Origin of the sequence: Bacillus sp. JAS24-2 (genome assembly GCF_008274905.1) — a bacterium.
Classification (GTDB): domain Bacteria; phylum Bacillota; class Bacilli; order Bacillales; family Bacillaceae_G; genus Bacillus_A; species Bacillus_A cereus.
Window position 1 is genome coordinate 1,516,351 of sequence record NZ_CP031068.1, and the last position, 21,046, is coordinate 1,537,396.

The following is a 21,046-nucleotide window of genomic DNA, read 5'->3' on the forward strand; positions in this document are numbered from 1 at the left end:
TAAGTAGGATTTGTCTTAATTTTGTGGAATGAAAATAGCAGGGAGAAATTTAAGTCATCATGGCACCAGCGCAGCTTTTGTGAAAAATAAGTTGTTATGGAAGGTGGAAGTAATGATGAAAACGAAGCAAACTGATGAATTATTAGCAAAAGATGAGCAATATGTTTGGCACGGAATGCGTCCCTTTAGTCCAAATAGTACAATGGTAGGGGCAAAAGCTGAAGGGTGCTGGGTTGAAGATATACAAGGAAAAAGATATTTAGATGGTATGAGTGGTCTTTGGTGTGTGAATAGTGGATATGGAAGAAAGGAGCTCGCAGAAGCGGCTTATAAGCAATTACAAACATTATCATACTTTCCAATGTCACAATCTCATGAACCAGCTATAAAGCTTGCTGAAAAATTAAATGAGTGGCTTGGGGGAGAGTATGTTATTTTCTTCTCAAATAGTGGTTCAGAAGCGAACGAAACAGCTTTTAAAATAGCAAGACAATACTATGCGCAAAAAGGTGAACCACATCGTTATAAATTTATGTCACGTTATCGTGGGTATCACGGGAATACAATGGCGACAATGGCAGCGACGGGACAAGCGCAGCGTAGATATCAATATGAACCGTTTGCTTCAGGCTTTTTACACGTAACACCACCGGATTGTTACCGTATGCCTGAAATTGAAGGGCAGCATATTTATGATGTAGAATGTGTGAAAGAAGTCGATCGTGTTATGACGTGGGAATTAAGTGAAACAATTGCCGCTTTTATTATGGAACCAATTATTACAGGCGGGGGCATATTAATGCCACCACAAGACTATATGAAAGCTGTTCATGAAACGTGTCAAAAACACGGTGCCTTGCTTATTAGTGATGAAGTAATTTGCGGTTTCGGACGTACAGGAAAAGCATTTGGATTTATGAATTATGATGTGAAGCCAGATATTATTACGATGGCAAAAGGGATTACGAGCGCATATTTACCATTATCTGCAACAGCTGTGAAAAAAGAAATATATGAAGCATTTAAAGGGAAGGGAGAGTATGAATTCTTCCGACATATTAATACATTTGGTGGAAATCCAGCAGCTTGTGCATTAGCCCTTAAAAACTTAGAGATTATGGAAAATGAAAATTTAATTGAGCGATCTGCGCAAATGGGTTCCCTTTTATTAGAGCAACTAAAAGATGAAATTGGGGAACATCCGCTTGTTGGGGATATTAGAGGAAAAGGTCTATTAGTTGGAATTGAATTAGTAAATGATAAAGAGACGAAAGAGCCAATTGATAACGACAAAATCGCAAGTGTCGTAAATGCTTGTAAAGAAAAAGGGCTTATTATAGGACGAAACGGTATGACGACAGCAGGATATAATAACGTTTTAACATTAGCGCCGCCGCTTATTATTTCAAGTGAAGAAATTGCCTTTGTTGTTGGAACTTTGAAGACGGCGATGGAACGTATTTAATAAATAGAGAGAGGAGCGAGCTGTAATATAAGGCTCGCTTTTGTTTTTTAGTAGGAGGGGACTTTTAATGGAGAAATATGATCCTAACAAACATTATCACATCGGATATTATGAAGACGGATATGATTTAGAAGTGACGGCGTACAAAAGAATAAATGAACCAGTTTGGGATGCTTATCTTCCGCACTATGAGGTAGACGATTTTTACAAAAAAGTGGAGAAAATGAAGCTAGGTGAATATATAGATGACTATGGTATTAAAGTATATTCATTTAGTAATGACATCGATGATGAAGAAGCACGAACTATTTTTGAAAACTGGTTAAAAACGAATGGAATTGTTTAAAGATAAAATGAAAAAGGAGATTACTATCTTGTAAGATAGTAATCTCCTTTTCTTATTCTTATAGTAAATTTACTTACTTGCTTTCATTGCTTTATCTTTTGCACCAAAAGTGTATTTTAACATTGGTGGTGTAATCATTGTAGTTAAAATAACGACAATAACGATTGCTGTAAAGTAATCTTGTGCCAATAGACCTGAAGAAAGTCCTGTTCCTGCAATGATAAGTGCAACTTCACCACGAGAAACCATACCAGAACCGATAATTGCAGAAGACTTAGCATCAAATCCAGTCATGCGTGCACCAACACCACAACCAATTAGTTTCGTTAATACAGCGATTACTGTTAATGCTAAGATGAACCAAATTTGATTGCCAATACCGTCAAATGTAATATTCATACCGATACTAACGAAGAATACTGGAACGAACATAGCGTAAGCAATTGGTTCTACTTTCTTTTCTACTTCATGTTTGTAGTTTGTTTGAGAAATTGCAATACCAGCAGCGAAAGCACCGATAATACCAGCAATTCCTAATAGTTCGCCGAAATATGCGAATGAGAAACAGATGATAAGAGCTGCGCTCACGATAGACTCAGATACGCGCAGTGGTGACAACCAACGCATAATTGCTGGAACACCTTTCCATCCAATTAAAATAATAGAAGCGAAGAATACTACTTTCTTCAAGATAATCATTGTTAAGTTAACATCATCAGTGCCTAAGAAGCTCATTGCGAATGCTAATAAAATAACAACAAGAATATCATCAAATACAGCGGCTCCAAGCATCGTCGTACTTTCACGTGTTTTCATTTTACCTAAATCACGAAGTGTTTGTACGGAAATACTAACACTTGTCGCACATAGAAGTAATCCTAAGAATACAGCGTTTCCTTGTTCCATTCCCATAACAAGGCCGGAAACGTAACCACCTACGAATGGAAGAATAATACCTCCGAGTGCAACTGCTAAAGAAGAATTACGATTGGCGTTTAATTCTTCTAAGTCTGTTTCAAGTCCAGCCATAAACATTAGAAGAATAACCCCGACATTACTTAATTGAGTTAGAAGCTCTGAATTTTCAATCCAACCTAATACAGCTGGACCGATAACGATACCGACAATTAATTTACCTAGTACAGAAGGTTGACCTAATCTAACACTAAGATCACCAGCAAGCTTTGTACTTAATAAAATAAGTGCAATTTGAAAGAAAAATTCGAATTCCATCTGATCCTCTCCTCATCATTTTTAGTTTTATCATACGATTTCTCGGAATTTGCCTAATGAAAATATGTAAAACCCATTAAACAAAAGGGTCTGATTACGAGTTCTTTTGAACTTGTAATTTGAACCTGTAATTAATATATAATATATTTTGCAAAAAATCAATGAAAAAATGGGAGCTTTTTTAGAGAGAGACGGTGTTATTAGAGATATACATATAAGAATAGTGTGTGAATTTTTATATGTATGAAATAGTATGAAGTCCTTTTTCATTACAAATAATAAAGCCTAAATGCTATTTCACGAATTATAAATGTGAAAAGGAGGTTTTATCATTTGAATTCATTAAAAAATAACTTGTCTATTGTTGCTTTAGGTGGAGTAAATGAAATAGGAAAAAATATGTATGCTATCCAATATGAAAATGATATTGTCGTCATTGATTGTGGATCTAAATTTCCAGATGAAAGTTTATTAGGGATTGATTTAATAATTCCAGATGTCACATATTTGCAAGAAAATAAAGAAAAAATTCGCGGTTTAGTAGTAACGCACGGGCATGAGGACCATATTGGCGGAATACCATATTTTTTAAAACAACTAAATGTACCAATCTATGCAACAAAGTTAACGTTAGGTTTAATTGAAATTAAATTAAAGGAACACAATCTTCAAAATGATACGGAATTAATCGTTATTCATTCAGAATCAGAAATTGATTGTGGTTCTATTAAGGCAACCTTTTTTAAAACGAACCACAGTATTCCGGATTGTCTCGGTATTGTTTTTCATACACCAGAAGGTACTGTAGTACATACAGGTGATTTTAAATTTGATTTAACACCAGTAAATAATCAACATCCTGATATTCATAAAATGGCTAAAATAGGAAGTGAAGGTGTACTAGCTTTATTATCTGAAAGCACAAATGCAGAACGCCCAGGTTTTACTCCATCAGAAAGGTCAGTAGGAGAACGGGTAGAGGAAATATTTATGAAAGCAAATAGAAAAGTAATTATTTCTACATTTGCTTCTAATGTGAATCGTGTTCAGCAAATAGTTGAAGCTTGCATAAAAACAAATCGAAAATTGGCTTTGCTCGGGAGAAGTATGGTAAATGTAGTAGAAGTTGCTCTAGAGAAAGGGTATTTACATATTCCAGACGGCATGTTGATTGAAGCGAGTGAGATAAATCGTTTAGATCCAAAGCAGGTAGCGATACTTTGTACAGGAAGTCAAGGAGAACCGATGGCAGCTTTAGCGCGTTTAGCGAGTGGAAACTATAGACAAGTTGATGTTTTACCAGAAGATACGGTTATTATAGCTGCGACTCCGATTCCAGGAAATGAACGTAACGTTTCAAGAATTATAGATAATCTATTTGCTTTAGGAGCAAAAGTAATTTATGGATCAGGTAGTTCTACTGGAGTCCATGTATCTGGTCATGCGTATCAAGAAGAATTGAAATTAATGCTCACTTTAATGAAACCTAAATATTTTATCCCAATTCATGGAGAGTTTAGAATGCTACATCACCATAGTTTGTTAGCAGAATCAATTGGTATTGAAAAGGAAAATATCTTTATCGTACGTAATGGAGATGTTGTAGATATTAGTAATGAAGTGGCAATTCAATCTAGAAGAATACAGGCAGGAAATATATATGTAGATGGATTAGGAATTGGAGATGTTGGAAATGCATTATTACGTGATCGTAAACAACTTTCAGAAGATGGAATGCTCGTTATAGTTATTACTTTTAATAAAGTGGATGGAGAAATAATTTCAGGTCCTGATATTATTTCTCGTGGATTTGTCTATGTTCGTGATTCAGAAGAATTTTTAAGAGAATTAAATAAATTAGCTGTTATTACAATTAATAATTTAAAGAAAGAGAATGTGAATAGCTGGGGTATTTTGAAAAGGGAGGTAAGAGAAGCGTTAGGGAAGTATATATATACAAATACAAAACGAAAGCCGATGATTCTTCCTATAATAATAGAGGTTTAATAGTAAAAAAAGAATTCTCGTATGGGAATTCTTTTTTGTTTTGAAGACAAAATGAACATATAATGAAATAAATAGAAATGGAAGGAAATAAAAGATGTTATTAAATAAACGTTTTACAATTGGAGAAATGGCAAAAATGCATAATATCGCAGAATCTACATTAAGGTATTATGATGAAAAAGGAATTTTTCATCCGTCCATTGTTGATCCTCAAACGAATTATCGTTATTATACAATCGATCAATTTTCACTATTAGATACGATTAAGTTTTTACGCCAATTAAACATTCCATTAAAGGAAATTAAAAAATATATTGATGAAAGAAATCCAGCATACGCACTCAATTTACTGGAAAAACAACAAGAGATGATGCTGAAGAAACAAAGAGAAATTGAGTATGCTTTAGCGAAAATGGAGCATAGAATTCATTTAATTAAGGAAGCAACAAAAGCAAAAGCTGAACAAATGGTAATAAAAGAGATCCCGCAGCGAAAAATAACAGCTATTGCGGTTGCCCCGAATACGACGGATGATATGTTTGAGTACTACATTCATTCGTTGCAAAAAAATATGAGGCAAATGGATGATAGCTTATTTTCTGGAGATATTGGTGTAACTGTTGCGAAAAAAGGGTTAATGCAAAATGAGTTTCAAGCATATAGCAGTGTATTTATTCTTTTGGATTATATGCCTTTTGAAGTACAGAGTTCAGATGAAATTAAAGAAGGTATGTTTGCCTGTGTATATCATCATGGGCCATATGAAGAAACTGATGAAACATATAAGAAGCTAATGAAATATATTGATCAAGAAGGATACGAAATAAGTGGAGATGCAATTGAGATTGCATTAATTGATTGGTCTGTAACAGAAGATCCTGAGGAGCAAGTAACAGAAATTCAAATTCCTATAATGAAAAAACAAAGCAATAAGTTATAGGACTCGTATAATTACAAATGAGCATCAAACGCGATAATTAAGTCACCTATTTTTTAATTCTCTATTGACCTTAAAGTTACTTGAAGGTTTAAACTAAGAAAAGAGAGTTGAAAAAAAGGAGCATATTAGAGTATGGAAGCAACAGAAAAATTAAGAGAAAAACCAATTAAAAGCTTATTTATTTCTTATTTAATACCAGCAGTTCTTGGAATGGTATTAATGTCAGTGAATATTGTAATTGACGCGGTTATGATTAGTAGAGGAGTTGGGGCGAACGGTTTAGCAGGAGTGAACGTGGCTATTCCAGCCTTTTCGATTTTCTTCTCTATTTCATTATGGATCGGAATGGGCGGGGCAACGTTATACTCCATTGCATTAGGTGAAAATAAACGAGAAAGAGCAAGGTCTATTTTTACTCAATCAATGACGGTAGCAGTTGTTATCGTAGGGATTTTAGCAGCGATTTGCTTATGGAGAATAGAAGATTTAGCATACTTATTTGGTGCAAACGAAGTGATTCTACCATATGCGTTAGACTATTTACACGTATTATTAACATTTGGAATGATATACGTTTTAGAAAATATTTTAAGTACATTTATACGAAATGATGGAAATCCTAATTTAGCAATGGCTGGTCTTGTTGTAACGGCTGTATTAAATATAGTGTTTGACTATATCTTTATTTTTATCTTTGGATGGGGCGTAACAGGTGCTGCCTCAGCGACTATTCTTTCGGCAGCGATTGGTTTCCTTGTATTATTAACCCATTTCTTTAGAAAAAGTAGTATTTTAAAGTGGACGAAATTTCATTTTGAATGGGATACTGTCAAACAAATTATGGTGATTGGTTTCCCAAGTTTTACAGCAGAAAGTACGGTTGCAATCGTAACGATTGGTTTTAATATCGCATTTGTCCAATATGCAGGAGAAGTAGGAGTAGCTTCCTATGCGATGGTGAATAGTATTCATGCAATGACATTACTATTATTCTTTGGTGTTGGAGCAGCATTACAGCCAATTGCTAGTTTCCATTACGGGGCAAATTTATCAGAGAGACTTCGTGAAGGATTGAAGTTTGCTGTGAAAATTGCAGTTGTCCTTGGAGGCGTTGCGATAATTGTCGGATTATTCTTCGGGAAATATATCATTGGTTTATTTGATGTTCAATCTCCAGAATTATTGGAGTTAACCTTAACAGGTATTAGTTTATTCTTTATCCAATACGTATTTTTAGGTTATAACATTGTGTATGGAGAGTACTTCCAATCAGTGCGACAAACGAAGAAATCAGTACTTATTATAATGAGCCGAGGATTACTATTTATTATTCCATTGTTATGGATTATGCCGAAACTATTTGGTATAAATGGAATTTGGCTCGTTATGCCAGTTGCAGAAGTAATGACAGCGATTATCGTATTTACGATGAATCGTATGAAACATCCTGTTCCATTAAATATGGCAGGAGAGAAAGAAGCGATATGATAAAAAATCCCCTTAAGCAATTAAGGGGATTTTCTTATTCCTTTAAACTAATAGCAAAAGATCCATCCGTTTCTTGAACAGAAGCAAAGGCAACGTTTTTAATATTTGTAATTCCTTTTTCTTTTAATTCTTTATATAACCATTTTTCATCTTTATGTATTAACTTTAAGTTATCATATTGAATTTGTGAATCGACGATAAGTGCAATTGGTAATCCAGCATACTTAACATCTATGTTTAAATCTTTTGGAGTTAATGGTACAAGTTCTCTTTTTGGTAAAATACTAATAGCGCCGTTCGCTTCTAAAATAGCGTATTCAATTTCATGAACACTTGGATATCCTGCAACGCGAAGATTAGAAAGCAGTTCTGCAATGGGGTATCTACTTTTTTGTAAGTTCTCAAAAATAATATCACCATGTTTAATTAAAATGATAGGGTGTCCGAGAATAAAACGATTTAGTTTGTTGAATAGGCTTAATTTTGTAAGGAGTAAATGTAAACATGTGATAACAACCATACCGAGAAATGCTTGTAAAGCACCAGAGACGGGTATGGCCTGGAAAGCTAAATAAGATAAAAAAATTATAGCCCCAAAATCATGAGGAGTTAGTTGCGCTAACGCGGATTTACCGAGTAACTTAAGCGATAGCAAAAATAAGATGAAAAAGAACGACACGTTACATAAAAAGAGAAGCAATAGAGACACTCCTTCGTGTAAAGTTGTACTTACTATTCCCGAAAGTAATATAAATATTACCTTTCAGAGGATAAATTAGGGTTTATTGGAATTTGTCTGTATACAAACAAATAAATGGATATTATCATGAAGGAAGTAAAAGAAAATAGGAGTATATGAATATGAGAAAGAAGAAAATAATGAAGGGCATTTTAGTTGTTATAATGATTTGCGCCGTGTATGCGGGGTTTTTACAATATCACATTTATAAGCATGGGCATATGAATGCAACATACGATGCTGATTACATAATTGTACTAGGATCGAAAGTAAATGGGACGAAACCATCTTATTCATTGCAATATCGTATTGATAAAGCAGCTGAATATTTAAAATCACATGAGAAAACAATCGCTATCGTATCTGGAGGACAAGGAAAAGGCGAAGACATTTCAGAAGCATTAGCAATGAAACAAGGACTAATAAAACAAAATATCGCAGAAGACCGCATTATAATGGAGGACAAATCTACGAGTACAGATGAGAATATTACATTCTCAAAACCGTTAATTCCAGCCGATATGAAAAAAGGTATGATCGTAACAAACGATTTTCACATGTTTAGAGCGAAAAAAATAGCGGCCAAACAAGGTTTACAATTAGAAGGTCTTCCGGCAAAAACACCAAAACCAATCATCATTCCATCGAATGTACGAGAATATTTAGCAATTACACAGTATTGGTTTATGAATCGAATATAGTGAAAGTGATCCCGTCTGAAACTCAGGCGGGATTTAGTTTGAGGAAAATCTTACAAATATGTCACGTTCGTGAAAGGTAAAGCGATAGTTTCTAGAATGATTTCCTGACATAATGAAGGTAACAAAAACTATTTAGAGGTGAATCGGATGAAAGGAAATAATATTTTATCTTCGTTATGTTACTTTAGTATCTTTTTTGCACCATTTTTACTACCAATTATCGTGTACTTTGTTGCAGAAGATGAAGTGAAGTATCACGCGAAAAAAGCATTTTGGTCACATGTTTTCCCATACGCAATCTTATTTGGAGGACTAGCAGTATCAGGCATGTACGGTTTAGGTTTCAATCAATCTGACGGTGCTGGAATTGGAATGGCTATCACATATGCAGTGTTCATTCTTGTAGGAATTTACTACTTCATTTGGAATATCGTAAAAGGTATTAAAGTTTTGAAAACAGCGTAATAAGATAAGTATAATTTCATTTACCGTATCGATAAACTTTTTAAAAAAGAGCAATTCAAAAAGAATTGCTCTTTTTGTGCTTATAAGTTGTGAAAATTGAAAAAGATATGTTAATTTTTCATTATGAAGAGAAAAAAGGAGTGATTTTCATGAATGAGATCATACATAAGATGGAGCAACATGTTTCAGTTCGTAAATATAAAGAAGAATCAATTCCGAAAGATGTAGTAGAAAAGATGGTGCATGCTGCGCAACATGCAGCATCATCACATTTTGTACAGGCGTATTCTGTTATATATGTAACAGATCAGGAATTAAAGGCTAAACTAGCAGAGCTATCCGGAAATCGCCATGTGAAGGACTGTGCAGCATTTTTTGTTTATTGTGCAGATTTAAAACGACTTGAAATTGCATGTGAAAAACATAGTACAGAGATAAAGCATGAGGGAGTAGAAGACTTTATCGTTGCGACGGTAGATGCTTCACTTTTTGCGCAAAACTTAGCACTAGCAGCAGAATCGTTAGGATACGGTATTTGTTATATTGGTGGTATTCGTAATAATCCGAGAGAAGTGAGTGAACTGCTTCATTTACCGGATAAAGTATATCCTGTATTCGGAATGACAGTCGGTGTACCAGATGAAGAACATGGAGTTAAACCACGTTTACCAGTAGCAGCAGTTCTTCATGAAAATGGATATGATGAACAAAAATATGATGAATTACTAAACGAATATGATGAAACGATGAACGCGTATTATAAAGAAAGATCATCAAACAAGAAAAACGTAACATGGACGGAATCAATGAGTTCGTTTATGTCTAAAGAAAAAAGAATGCATATGAAAGAGTTTTTAAGTGAAAAAGGATTAAATAAGAAGTGAGTAAAGAGGCAAACCTGTGATGCAGGTTTGCCTTTTTGAGAAGGAAAAATACCTAAGGCCAGAAAGTTGTTTATTCTTTCTGAACTTAGGTATTTTGTTTGTTATCATGTACATAGAAATAAAAATTAATAATTTTTTACAAAAGTGATAGAAAATGAGAATGAAATGCCAATAGTAAGTAAACGCGGCATAATAGCCGCTTTTTATCGTTTTATTTAGTATTTGATTTGAAATATTTTCCTTATGAAAGAAAGATTATTGCTAATTGTAAACTGTCAATAAAGTTATTTAAGTTTTGATATGGAATACCCCGTCGGAAAATACAGCAATAATTTCGTTTGAACATATCTGTTATTGCACGATCTAAAGCATCTTCTATAACAAGTTCAAACTTTCAATAAGAAGATAACCCCCTGTACAACTTAAAAGAATGTACGTAAATATTTTAAAAATCCGTTGATTAAGCCATTTAAAAATAATTTGACCTATAAACAAACCTAAAAATACAATTGGAATGGCATAAAAACTTGATTCCCAAATGGTTTTGTTTGTGCCAGTAAAGAGTATTTGAGTTACTAGACTAATGAAATATATAAACAGATAAAAAGCTAATGTAGTTGCTCTTAACTTCTCTTTTTCAGTATTAGTTCCTGTAAAATAAAGTAACAGGGGTGGACCTGGCATACCGATACTTGTCGTTAAAAGACCAGATAATCCGCCAGCTATGAAATCTCTAGATTGTGTTGATCTAACCTTAACGTTGCATATTAGCAACAATGTTAATAGTAAGAGTAGGATGCTAACTGCTAATTTAAAAGTTTTTATGTTAACGGAAATGAAAATTAAAATGCCAAAAGGAACACCAACTATACTTCCAAAAATAAACCTTTTCAGTAGAACAAAATCAACGTCCATTCTTATTTTCCAAATGAGTGAAATGGAGATAATTAAAGATAAAATAATGTTTATTTGTATAGCTTCTTGTGGTAGAAATAACATAAGTAAGAAAGGGGTTGCCATTATGGAAAAGCCAAAACCTGTACTTGCTTGCAGAATAGAAGCCACTAATATAATACATATGAAAAAGAATGTGATACCCAAAACAGCCCTCCTATTTAATCAAGTTTAACTAGTTAAAGTCTATTATTTAAGTGCAATGTTTCACAAACTTATTTGTATTTTAACATAAATATCTAGTTTTTTCTCAAATAGTGTTGCCATATAAGGCTCTTTAACTAAAAAATCTGACTTGTGTTTTTAAACAATTTTATTATGGGGAAACAAATAATGAATGGGATAAAAATGTATTGATTATCATTAAATTATTCACTGAGATCCCCGCGATAAAACAAGAACAGCCATATAAAACTTACAAAAATACAGCATGTAGCTAATAAACAGCCAATCATTTGAGGGGAAAGAATTTCTAACAGCCCTCCTGTAAAAAACATCGATAACTGAATAAGAGATCCGTAAATGGAATAATGGAATGAAAAAACTTTACCTATCATATTTTCGTGTGTGTAAGTTTGAAGTAATGTCGTATCAAGTGGAACGATGATTCCTCCTGCTATGCGCATACAGAATAAAGTAATGATACCGATAATAAGTTGATCGGATAGAATGAATCCGAGAAAGAAAATTCCTTGTAATAAGTAGGCCCAACCGAATACTTTTTTCATTTTTTCTTTATTATGGGATATATAAAGATTAACGAGAAGGCTTCCTATCATAAGCCCAGCCCCTTGAACCGTATATAAAATCCCAATGTTCGTATGGAAAATTTTTTCGGCATAGATCGTTAGAAGTAGTTGATAAGCACCTCCAATAATCCCCCATGAAATGCCGACAAGAATTAATGTTAAAATGATTTTTGTTTGTAATATGTATGTATAACCACCTTTTATATCAGTGAAAAATGCTTTGTTCTTGTTACAAGTATCATGAGCAGGAATACTCATGTTATAAATAAAATAGGCTGAAATAAAGTATGATAGGCTATTTACTAAAAAAGCGAACTCAATATGTAAAGATTGTGCAATTACTCCGCCCAAAGAAGCCCCCATAATAGACATAAAACCATTAATTGTACTAGAAAGAGAGTTAGCAGTTACGAAATGATTTTGGTGTACGATATTTTTTAGGGTTGCTTGTTTAGCCGGTTCAAATAAACAAGAAAGTACAGATAAACATATATTAGCAATGAAAATAATCTCAATTTTATAGCCTGCGAGTAAGTATGTAAGGACTAGAATTCCCCGTGTAATATCGGTGAAAATCATAATATTCTTTTTAGAGAAACGATCTACAATTCCGCCTATGAATGGACTAAGAAGAAGCTGTGGTAAACTTTTACTTATAAAAGTAAGTGCGATCATAAACGGCGATTCCGTTATGCTGTAGACAAATGTTAATAAAGCTACCGTATGGAACCAATCCCCAAGTACACTTAATGTTTGCCCATAAAATAGTTTATTGAAGTTTTTATTTGTTTTAAGAAGTGTGGAATAAGAAACTGACATAAATAGATTAATCCTTATGTAATGACGATGTTTGAATTTGTTCTTTCCACTCACTTAAATACACTTTTTCCGCTGTGGGAAGTCCAACAGGTAATTGTGCAATCAATTCTAAACTATTTCCATCAGGGTCGTTAAAGTATACGGCTGCATGTGCTAATTCCGGAAAAACAATCGGCTCAATTGGTTCCATTCCAAAGTCTTTTCGTGCTGAAATTCCTTTTTGATTTAGCCAATGAATCGCATTTTCTAAATCATGTAAACTTACTTGAAAGGCGATATGTCGTAAAGAGGGGTGATAATTCACTTTGTATTCTGTGCCTTCCTAAAGGCCGAGCCAACTCTCATTTTCTTTAATCCAAAAGAAAGCAATATTATCTCCTCTTTTATATAATTTTAGCCCTAGTGATTCATAAAAAGGTATTGATACTTTTAAGTTGCGGACAGGTAAATGTGCTTCGTAAAGACCTCTAATCATTGTAATCCCCCTTAGTAAAAATGTTTCTTATTCCATAGTAAACAATATGTTGCTAGTTGAAATCGCAAATAAGAGGGATATAAATTCATACGAAAGTATGAAAAAAACAGCTCATATTTGAGCTGTTTTTCTATAGTTTTTAGTTCGTTTTTCAAGGATAGGATATATTAATATCCGTATCCGCCGCCACCCCAACAGCTACATCCGATGATGATTAGAAGGATGAATAGTACGATAAGCAAAGCAAATCCACCGCCGAAACCAGCGCAACTTCCACCATAACTCATATGTTTTCCTCCTTTTTAGTAAGTTAATCTATATGGTTCATGGACTACTATATACAGTATGTTTTTTGTATAGAAAACGAGCCAGTCTCATTTATAATTAGACAAATGCCTGTAGATTCATTAGGATTGCATGTTAGTGATTTGTAAATAAGCCTTTACGTAATTCATAATTTAGGCATAAAAAATAAAAAATTGTAAAAAAAACCATTTTCTTATTTTTTTATGAGAGAATATGTACTATAATTTTACAAGTAATATTATGGGAAAAGGGAGTTTTAGTATAGAGATGGAGATGGGACAATTAAAAAATAAAATAGAAAACAAAAAGAAAGAGTTAATTCAACTTGTTGCGAGACACGGATTGGCTCATGATAAAGTTTTGTTATTTAGTCGTGATTTAGATATACTTATTAATAAGTTTATGAACATAAAAGACAAAGTGCATAAATAAAAAATTTATAGTTTTTTATATTAAGATGTTTCACAGAAAGGAGAGGACAGTAATTGGAACATTTACAGGAAGAATTGTATAAACAAATAAAAGAAGAAAAAGGTACAGTTACAATTTTCTTAAAGAGTGGCGTTAGAATAGTAGGAGAAGTTGTTGGAGTGGATAAATTTACAGTTTTAATCTTAGTGGATGGAAAACAACAGCTTATTTATAAGCAGGCTATATCAACAATAATGAAATAAGACACTCTTGTTGAGTGTCTTATTTCATTATTGCTTGCATGCCTCAACATCAATGCCGGCAGCAATTAACTTCTTTTCTCCATCTTGTTCAATAATTTTTTGTAATTTAGATAAGAAAGAATCAAAGTTTGTATGCTTTGCTACTTGGAACGTCATTTTATGTTCAATTGGTAGCCACGTATCAATATCAGCTTCGTTATGCTGGATTTTCACCTCAAGTTTATCGAGTGCATTAGCAACTTTTGCTTCGTACGTTTCTTTCGCTTCAAACTCCATCCATAAGTCATATAATTCCTCGCCGAGAGAACCTGTTAACGTTTGTTTAATATTTAAAATAGCCTCCAGTTCATTTTTTTGTTTTTGTAGCTGTAATTCGTGACTATTCATTGTATCAAAAGCAGGAATATCACCAGCTTCGGCTTCGACTAGGTCGTGAATAATAACCATTTTAAGTAATTTCTCAATACTTACTTTTTGATCCAAATAAGGTTCAACTAAAATGGCCATTAGAGACATCCGCCATGTATGTTCGGCAACACTTTCTTGACGTCCGTTGGAAAGCCAGCTATGTCGCATTTCATATTTTAGTTTTTCTGCTAATGCAATGACTTGTAAAATGTTGTGTTCCATCGTGATCCTCCTCATTTATTCATACCATAATTCTAATATAGAAATGAAATGTGTCAATTTTATGAGTATATTGCGATAAACAGATGATAAGCGTATAATACATGTTATATGTGAAAACGTATTATTAAAATAAAAAAATGTTATATAAAAATGGAAAGGAAAGGGCAGAAATATGGGAGAGAAAAATCAAGTATTAGCTAGACCACAAAGAAGAAAAAGGAAGTTTGATATTTCTAGCCCAGTGGGCATTATAGTAGGTTTCATTATAGTGATAGCGGCAATTATGCTTGGTGGCGGTGGAATAAAAGCTTTCAAAAACTTTTTAGATATTTCATCTATTTTAATTGTCATAGGGGGAACAACAGCGACAATTGTTGTGGCATATCGATTTGGAGAAATAAAAAAATATACGAAAAGCATTTTTACTGTTTTACATAGAAGAGAAGAAGATTTAGAACAGTTAACGGATTTGTTTGTCGATTTTTCGAAAAAGTCTAAAAAGAATGGCTTGCTTTCTTTAGAGGTAGATGGAGAGCAAGTAGACAATCCTTTTATTCAAAAAGGAATTCGATTAATGTTAAGCGGTTACGATGAAGATGAATTAAAAGAAGTGTTATTGAAAGATATTGAAACGGAAGTGTATGAGTTAAGAAAAGGAGCAGCATTATTAGATAAAATTGGTGATTTTGCTCCAGCTTGGGGAATGATTGGTACGTTAATCGGTCTTATCATTATGCTCCAAAACTTACAAGATACATCGCAAATTGGTACAGGAATGGCAGTTGCGATGTTAACGACATTATATGGGTCTGTACTTGCGAATATGATTGCAATCCCTCTTGCGGAAAAAGTATATCGTGGTATTGAAGATTTATATACAGAGAAGAAGTTTGTAATAGAAGCAATTTCAGAATTGTATCGTGGACAAATCCCTTCTAAATTAAAGTTGAAACTGGATACATACGTATACGAAACAAAGGTAAAAAAGGTAAAAGGAGCAGCCTAATATTTCAAGGAGTGGTATGATGAGTAAAGGACCGCAAAAGGGGTCGCCTCGTTGGATGACGACTTTTACAGATTTAACGATGTTATTATTAACTTTCTTTGTATTACTAGTTGCTACATCAAAGCAAGATGCAGTAAAATTGTCAAAGATGCTTGAAAAGTTTAGTGATACGGGGCAAGTAGATGCAAAAGTAATGGAAAATACAATACCGGATATTTCACATGAAAAAAATGATGAAAAAATGATTTCAAAAAAGAGAATGGATGAATTATATAAGAAGTTAAAAGCATATGTAGATAATAATGGTATTAGTCAAGTGAATGTATATCGAGAGGATACAGGGGTAAGCGTCGTTATAGTAGATAATTTAATATTTGATACAGGCGATGCGAACGTTAAGCCCGAAGCGAAAGGGATAATAAGTCAATTAGTTGGATTTTTTCAATCCGTACCTAACCCAATTGTTGTAGAGGGACATACAGATAGTAGACCTATTCATAACGAGAAATTCCCTTCTAATTGGGAGTTATCTTCAGCACGAGCGGCAAATATGATTCACCATTTAATTGAAGTGTATAATGTGGACGATAAAAGGCTAGCTGCGGTAGGATATGCAGACACAAAGCCAATTGTACCAAATGATTCACCGCAAAACTGGGAAAAAAACCGTCGCGTTGTTATTTATATAAAAGAGTAGTATATTATTATTTTAATAATAAAATAATAAAAACACGAAAATTCTTTTAAAAAAATATTAAATTTTATCATTTTATTTTGTATAATGAGTGAGAATGATAAGGTGAAATATTAAGATATATTTATACATAGAAGGAGAGAATTAAAAAGAATGGCACATAAAATTTTAGTAGTAGACGATGCGATGTTTATGCGAACGATGATTAAAAACTTATTAAAAAGTAATGCTGAATTTGAAGTTATTGGCGAAGCAGAGAATGGGGTAGAAGCAATTCAAAAGTATAAAGAACTTCAACCTGATATTGTAACATTAGATATTACTATGCCAGAAATGGACGGGCTTGAAGCATTAAAAGAAATTATTAAAATTGATTCAAGTGCAAAGGTTGTTATTTGTTCTGCAATGGGACAACAAGGTATGGTATTAGATGCAATTAAGGGCGGGGCAAAAGACTTTATTGTAAAGCCATTCCAAGCGGATCGTGTAATTGAAGCTTTAACAAAAGTAGCAAATAGTTAATATAGAAGGGGTGCCACAAGGAATCAAAACAGTGATAGCGGATCGACGTGTGGCCCCCTTTTTTCTCATTGTAAAACACTAAATTGTTATACATAAATGAAATGTTTGTTAGACAGGTAGGGGATAAAAATGCAAACAGATCTATTAAATATATTTTTCGAAGAGTCAGAAGAACATTTACAGTCGCTAAATGAAAATGTGCTAGTGTTAGAACAAAATCCTGCTGATATGGATGTTGTAGGAGAAATATTCCGATCCGCTCATACATTCAAAGGTATGTCTGCGAGCATGGAATTTACGGAAATGGCTGATTTAACGCATAAGATGGAAAATGTGTTAGATGAAATTCGTCATGGAAATATAGTTGTAAATGCGGATATTATTGATGTGATTTTTGAGTGCATTGATAATTTGGAGAAGATGGTTGCAGATGTGCAACAAGGTGGAATGGGCAATATTGATGTAGCCTCAACTAAACAGAAATTAGAAGCATTATTGAACGGCAATGTAGAAACTCCTACGGAACATATAGAGCAAAATCATATAGACACCGATGATGCAGTTTCGCATGAAGTGCATATAACAGTTGAACAGCAAGCAATTTTAAAAGCGGTACGTGCTATTATGTGTATTGAAGCATTGCAAAATGTAGGGAATATACAAAAAACAGCTCCGAGTATTGAAGAAATTGAAGCAGATGCTTTCGGATTTGAATTTACAGTATTTATGGATACGGATTGTAGTATAGAAGAATTGAAACAAGTAGTACTTCATGTTTCTGAAATTGAGAAAGTGGAAGTAAAGCAAGGAGAACCTATAGCGAAGGAAGTAGCTTCTAAAAAAGTCGTTACACAAGAAGTTGTGCAAGTAGAAGGAAAGCTACAACCAGCTGTGGCTACGCAGGTAGAATCACCAATAGAGGCAACGAATCAACCTTCAAGTGCTATGCCAGCTAAAAGTACTACAAAAACGAAAAATGCTAAAGTGGAGAATCGTTCAATTCGTGTTCAATTAGAGAAAATCGAAAGATTAATGAATATGTTTGAAGAAAGTGTAATTGAACGTGGGCGCATTGATGAATTGGCTCAAACGATTCAAAACAAGGAGCTAATTGAACATTTAAATCGATTAGGCGATATTTCAAAAGATATTCAAAATGTACTATTAAATATGCGTATGGTGCCGATTGAAACTGTGTTCAATCGTTTCCCGCGTATGGTACGTATGTTAGCGAAAGATTTAGGGAAAAAAATCGATTTACAAATTACAGGTGAAGATACTGAAGTAGATAAAATTGTTATTGATGAAATCGGTGATCCGCTCGTTCATTTAATTCGAAATGCAATCGATCACGGTGTTGAAACTGTTGAAAAACGACGTGATGCAGGTAAAAATGAGACAGGTACGATTAAATTAGAAGCCTTTCATAGTGGAAATCATGTCGTTATTCAAATTACGGATGATGGAAACGGTATTAATAAAGGGAAAGTATTAGAAAAAGCGATTAAAAATGGCGTTGTAACTGAAGCGGATGCGAATAGATTAACAGATCGTGAAGTGTTTGATCTTATTTTCCAACCAGGATTTAGTACAGCTGAAGTTGTATCAGATCTTTCTGGACGCGGTGTCGGATTAGATGTTGTAAAACATACGATTCATAGTTTAGGTGGACATTTAATTATTGATTCTGAGGAAGGAAAGGGAAGTACATTTAGAATTGAACTTCCATTAACGTTGTCTATTATTCAATCTATGCTTGTTCAAACGAATGATAAGCGTTATGCTTTACCTCTTGGAAATATCGTTGAAGCAATTCGAATTAAGAGAGAAGACATCCAATCCTTACAAGGAAAAGATGTGTTAAATTATCGTAATCAAATTATTGAAGTGAAACATTTAAGTACTGTATTTGGTGAAAAAACAGTAGATGAGGCGTTTGCGTCATATGATGGTCAAATGGTTCCTGTGTTAATTGTTCGTAACACACATCGCAGCTATGGACTTATTGTAAACACAATTATCGGTCAAAGAGAAATAGTCTTAAAGTCATTAGGTGACTTCTTTGCAGAGAGTTCTAACTATTTCTCTGGTGCGACGATTCTCGGTGATGGACGAGTGGTCCTCATTTTAAACCCAGAAGGTTTATAATAGGAATGAAGGAAAGCTCCCCACTTGTATACAATTGGGGAGCTTTTTGGCTAATCGTTACGAATCTAATAATGGATACATAGTAACGTTTTATACTAATGAGTTTGCTAAAATAAGAGTTTATATTATTTGATAGAAAAACAGAAATGAGGAGGCAGGAAAAATGCCTGAGCAACACACAAAAGGGGATACGAGCACGATTGTGCTAGAAAAAGAAAATGAGCATTTAACGCCTCAAGAATGCGATATTCTTGGCGAAATTGCAAATATATCATTTGGTTCAGCTTCGACTGTATTATCAACAATTTTAAATAGGCAAGTAAGCATTACTGCTCCTCGTATAGAGTTGGTAGATTTATATGATTCAAGAGATGTCGAAGTTCCGCATGTTGTATTAAACATTCATTTTACAAAAGGATTAGATATGGAAAACCTCCTTGTCCTTAAGCAAGATGTTGCATTGTCCATTGCTGATTTAATGATGATGGGAACAGGTGAAGTGGAGGACGGAAAAGAACTTGGTGAATTAGAGCTAAGTGCTGTACAAGAAGCGATGAATCAAATGATGGGATTCGCAGCTACATCTATGTCGGAATTCTTCCAAGATACAGTAGATATGTCTCCGCCGACGATTAAAGTTGTAAAGTTATCAGAAGAAATGGAGAAAATCTCTGAAATCGATGGGAATCATACGATTGTTAAAGTATCGTTTGATTTAAAGATAGATAATCTTGTAAACTCTAAACTTGTACAAATTGTTTCAGTTGAGCATGCGAAACAAATGGTAAATAAATTAATGCAATTATCTGGTGGAGTAGAAGAAACAGACGAACCAGCAGAAGTAGTGGAAACTGAGATTGTAGAAGAAGTTGAAAAAGAGCATTTAACACAAGAAGAGAAAGATGTGCTTGGTGAAATTGCAAATATTTCAATTGGCTCCGCTTCAACAGTATTGTCAACGCTTTTAAATCAGCCAGTTACAATTAGTACACCAAATGTGGAAGCAATCAATGTTCGTCATTATGATGGAGTACCAGTACCATTTGTTATTTTAAATGTCGACTTTGTTGAAGGGCTAAAGAATGAGAATGTATTTGTATTTACGAAAGATGTTGCCTTAACAATGGTAGATTTAATGATGATGGGAACAGGGGAAGTTGACCCAGAAAAAGAGCTTACTGAATTAGAACTGAGCGGTATTAAAGAAATTATGAACCAAATGATGGGTCATGCTGCTACGGCGATGTCAGAAATGTTTCAAGAAAAAATGGACATGACGCCGCCAAATGTTAAATTTGTAACGTTAAAAGAAGAAATGGAATATTTGGGAGAGTCAATGGAAGTGGACGAACTCGTTCAAATTACGTTCAATCTTGAAATTGGCGATCTACTTCAATCGAAGATGTATCAAATTTTGCCAATTTCCGAAGCGAAAGAAATGGTAAGGCGACTTCTGTATCCGATGGTGGAAGAAGAAGAGATTGCCACAGAAGAAATTGAAGAAGAAAAAATTGTAGAACCAGTTGTGCAACCTATTGAATTTAAAGAAGTAAAACAAATGGAACCAGTATATATGGACACGTCCATTCTACAAAATGTAGAAATGAACGTGAAATTTGTATTTGGAAGTACAGTGAAAACGATTCAAGATATATTAAGTTTACAAGAAAATGAAGCAGTTGTACTAGATGAGGATATTGATGAACCGATTCGTATTTATGTAAATGATGTATTAGTGGCGTATGGTGAACTTGTAAATGTAGATGGATTTTTTGGAGTAAAAGTGACGAAATCACTATAA

21 protein-coding genes and 1 pseudogene are annotated in these 21,046 nt (G+C 33.8%); 15 read left to right on the forward strand and 7 right to left on the reverse strand.

Features of this window, described 5'->3' with window-relative positions; translation table 11 throughout:
- The first annotated feature begins 115 nt into the window (after positions 1-115).
- Entirely contained in the window at positions 116-1,465 is a 1,350-nt protein-coding gene (locus DN407_RS07970; protein WP_000850959.1) for an aspartate aminotransferase family protein, read from the forward strand.
- Between the two features lie 67 nt (positions 1,466-1,532).
- Positions 1,533-1,811 carry a DUF3986 family protein gene (locus DN407_RS07975; protein ID WP_000417070.1) on the forward strand — a complete coding sequence of 93 codons (279 nt, stop codon included), beginning with the start codon at positions 1,533-1,535 and terminating at the stop codon, positions 1,809-1,811.
- A 69-nt stretch (positions 1,812-1,880) separates the two neighbouring features.
- On the opposite strand, the gene DN407_RS07980 is transcribed toward DN407_RS07975, so the two are convergent.
- On the reverse strand, positions 1,881-3,044 hold the full coding sequence (locus DN407_RS07980) for a cation:proton antiporter (protein WP_000393892.1): 1,164 nt from the start codon (positions 3,042-3,044) through the stop codon (positions 1,881-1,883).
- Between the two features lie 333 nt (positions 3,045-3,377).
- Here DN407_RS07980 and DN407_RS07985 point away from each other — a divergent pair, with 333 nt between their 5' ends.
- The 3 genes from DN407_RS07985 (at position 3,378) to DN407_RS07995 (ending at position 7,479) form a co-directional block, all read left to right on the forward strand.
- Positions 3,378-5,051, forward strand: coding sequence for a ribonuclease J (locus DN407_RS07985; RefSeq protein WP_001086703.1), 1,674 nt, complete (start codon positions 3,378-3,380; stop codon positions 5,049-5,051).
- A 94-nt stretch (positions 5,052-5,145) separates the two neighbouring features.
- Entirely contained in the window at positions 5,146-5,991 is an 846-nt protein-coding gene (locus tag DN407_RS07990) for a MerR family transcriptional regulator (RefSeq protein ID WP_000925910.1), read from the forward strand.
- A 132-nt stretch (positions 5,992-6,123) separates the two neighbouring features.
- Complete coding sequence (locus tag DN407_RS07995) at positions 6,124-7,479, forward strand: MATE family efflux transporter (protein ID WP_000388390.1); 1,356 nt, start codon at positions 6,124-6,126, stop codon at positions 7,477-7,479.
- A gap of 34 nt (positions 7,480-7,513) precedes the next feature.
- Here the strand turns inward: DN407_RS07995 and DN407_RS08000 are convergent, their stop codons facing one another.
- Positions 7,514-8,179 (reverse strand): DUF421 domain-containing protein, encoded by a 666-nt coding sequence (locus DN407_RS08000; protein WP_000923922.1) that lies wholly within the window; start codon positions 8,177-8,179, stop codon positions 7,514-7,516.
- 161 nt (positions 8,180-8,340) lie between these two features.
- Between DN407_RS08000 and DN407_RS08005 the strand changes: the two genes are divergently transcribed.
- The 3 genes from DN407_RS08005 (at position 8,341) to nfsA (ending at position 10,268) form a co-directional block, all read left to right on the forward strand.
- Entirely contained in the window at positions 8,341-8,919 is a 579-nt protein-coding gene (locus DN407_RS08005) for a YdcF family protein (RefSeq protein WP_001227676.1), read from the forward strand.
- A 147-nt stretch (positions 8,920-9,066) separates the two neighbouring features.
- On the forward strand, positions 9,067-9,384 hold the full coding sequence (locus DN407_RS08010; protein ID WP_000678055.1) for a magnetosome magnetite crystal formation protein family: 318 nt from the start codon (positions 9,067-9,069) through the stop codon (positions 9,382-9,384).
- A gap of 149 nt (positions 9,385-9,533) precedes the next feature.
- A complete protein-coding gene (nfsA, locus tag DN407_RS08015) occupies positions 9,534-10,268 on the forward strand; it encodes an oxygen-insensitive NADPH nitroreductase (protein ID WP_098365151.1) in 735 nt (244 codons plus the stop codon).
- Between the two features lie 375 nt (positions 10,269-10,643).
- Here the strand turns inward: nfsA and DN407_RS08020 are convergent, their stop codons facing one another.
- From DN407_RS08020 to DN407_RS08035, 4 genes and pseudogenes are all read right to left on the reverse strand, one after another.
- Positions 10,644-11,369: a sulfite exporter TauE/SafE family protein gene (locus DN407_RS08020; RefSeq protein WP_149216156.1), complete on the reverse strand. Its 726-nt coding sequence runs from the start codon at positions 11,367-11,369 to the stop codon at positions 10,644-10,646.
- 221 nt (positions 11,370-11,590) lie between these two features.
- Positions 11,591-12,790 (reverse strand): MFS transporter, encoded by a 1,200-nt coding sequence (locus DN407_RS08025; RefSeq protein WP_000117065.1) that lies wholly within the window; start codon positions 12,788-12,790, stop codon positions 11,591-11,593.
- Between the two features lie 7 nt (positions 12,791-12,797).
- Positions 12,798-13,265: pseudogene (locus DN407_RS08030) on the reverse strand (VOC family protein).
- A gap of 167 nt (positions 13,266-13,432) precedes the next feature.
- A complete protein-coding gene (locus DN407_RS08035) occupies positions 13,433-13,552 on the reverse strand; it encodes a YjcZ family sporulation protein (protein ID WP_000120179.1) in 120 nt (39 codons plus the stop codon).
- Between the two features lie 232 nt (positions 13,553-13,784).
- On the opposite strand from DN407_RS08035, the gene DN407_RS08040 reads away from it, so the two are divergent.
- Both DN407_RS08040 and hfq read left to right on the forward strand, forming a co-directional pair.
- A complete protein-coding gene (locus DN407_RS08040; protein ID WP_000291685.1) occupies positions 13,785-14,003 on the forward strand; it encodes an aspartyl-phosphate phosphatase Spo0E family protein in 219 nt (72 codons plus the stop codon).
- A gap of 53 nt (positions 14,004-14,056) precedes the next feature.
- The gene (hfq, locus tag DN407_RS08045) at positions 14,057-14,245 is read left to right on the forward strand and encodes an RNA chaperone Hfq (protein ID WP_000400665.1); all 189 of its coding nucleotides are present in this window, start codon (positions 14,057-14,059) and stop codon (positions 14,243-14,245) included.
- A 27-nt stretch (positions 14,246-14,272) separates the two neighbouring features.
- On the opposite strand, the gene DN407_RS08050 is transcribed toward hfq, so the two are convergent.
- The gene (locus tag DN407_RS08050) at positions 14,273-14,875 is read right to left on the reverse strand and encodes an HD domain-containing protein (RefSeq protein WP_000400780.1); all 603 of its coding nucleotides are present in this window, start codon (positions 14,873-14,875) and stop codon (positions 14,273-14,275) included.
- A 172-nt stretch (positions 14,876-15,047) separates the two neighbouring features.
- Here DN407_RS08050 and DN407_RS08055 point away from each other — a divergent pair, with 172 nt between their 5' ends.
- From DN407_RS08055 to DN407_RS08075, 5 genes are all read left to right on the forward strand, one after another.
- Entirely contained in the window at positions 15,048-15,881 is an 834-nt protein-coding gene (locus DN407_RS08055) for a flagellar motor protein MotP (protein ID WP_000504185.1), read from the forward strand.
- A gap of 19 nt (positions 15,882-15,900) precedes the next feature.
- Positions 15,901-16,578 carry an OmpA family protein gene (locus DN407_RS08060; RefSeq protein WP_000033627.1) on the forward strand — a complete coding sequence of 226 codons (678 nt, stop codon included), beginning with the start codon at positions 15,901-15,903 and terminating at the stop codon, positions 16,576-16,578.
- A 150-nt stretch (positions 16,579-16,728) separates the two neighbouring features.
- A complete protein-coding gene (locus DN407_RS08065; protein ID WP_000940568.1) occupies positions 16,729-17,097 on the forward strand; it encodes a response regulator in 369 nt (122 codons plus the stop codon).
- 129 nt (positions 17,098-17,226) lie between these two features.
- Positions 17,227-19,245: a chemotaxis protein CheA gene (locus tag DN407_RS08070; protein WP_149216157.1), complete on the forward strand. Its 2,019-nt coding sequence runs from the start codon at positions 17,227-17,229 to the stop codon at positions 19,243-19,245.
- A 163-nt stretch (positions 19,246-19,408) separates the two neighbouring features.
- Complete coding sequence (locus DN407_RS08075; protein ID WP_001115014.1) at positions 19,409-21,046, forward strand: flagellar motor switch protein; 1,638 nt, start codon at positions 19,409-19,411, stop codon at positions 21,044-21,046.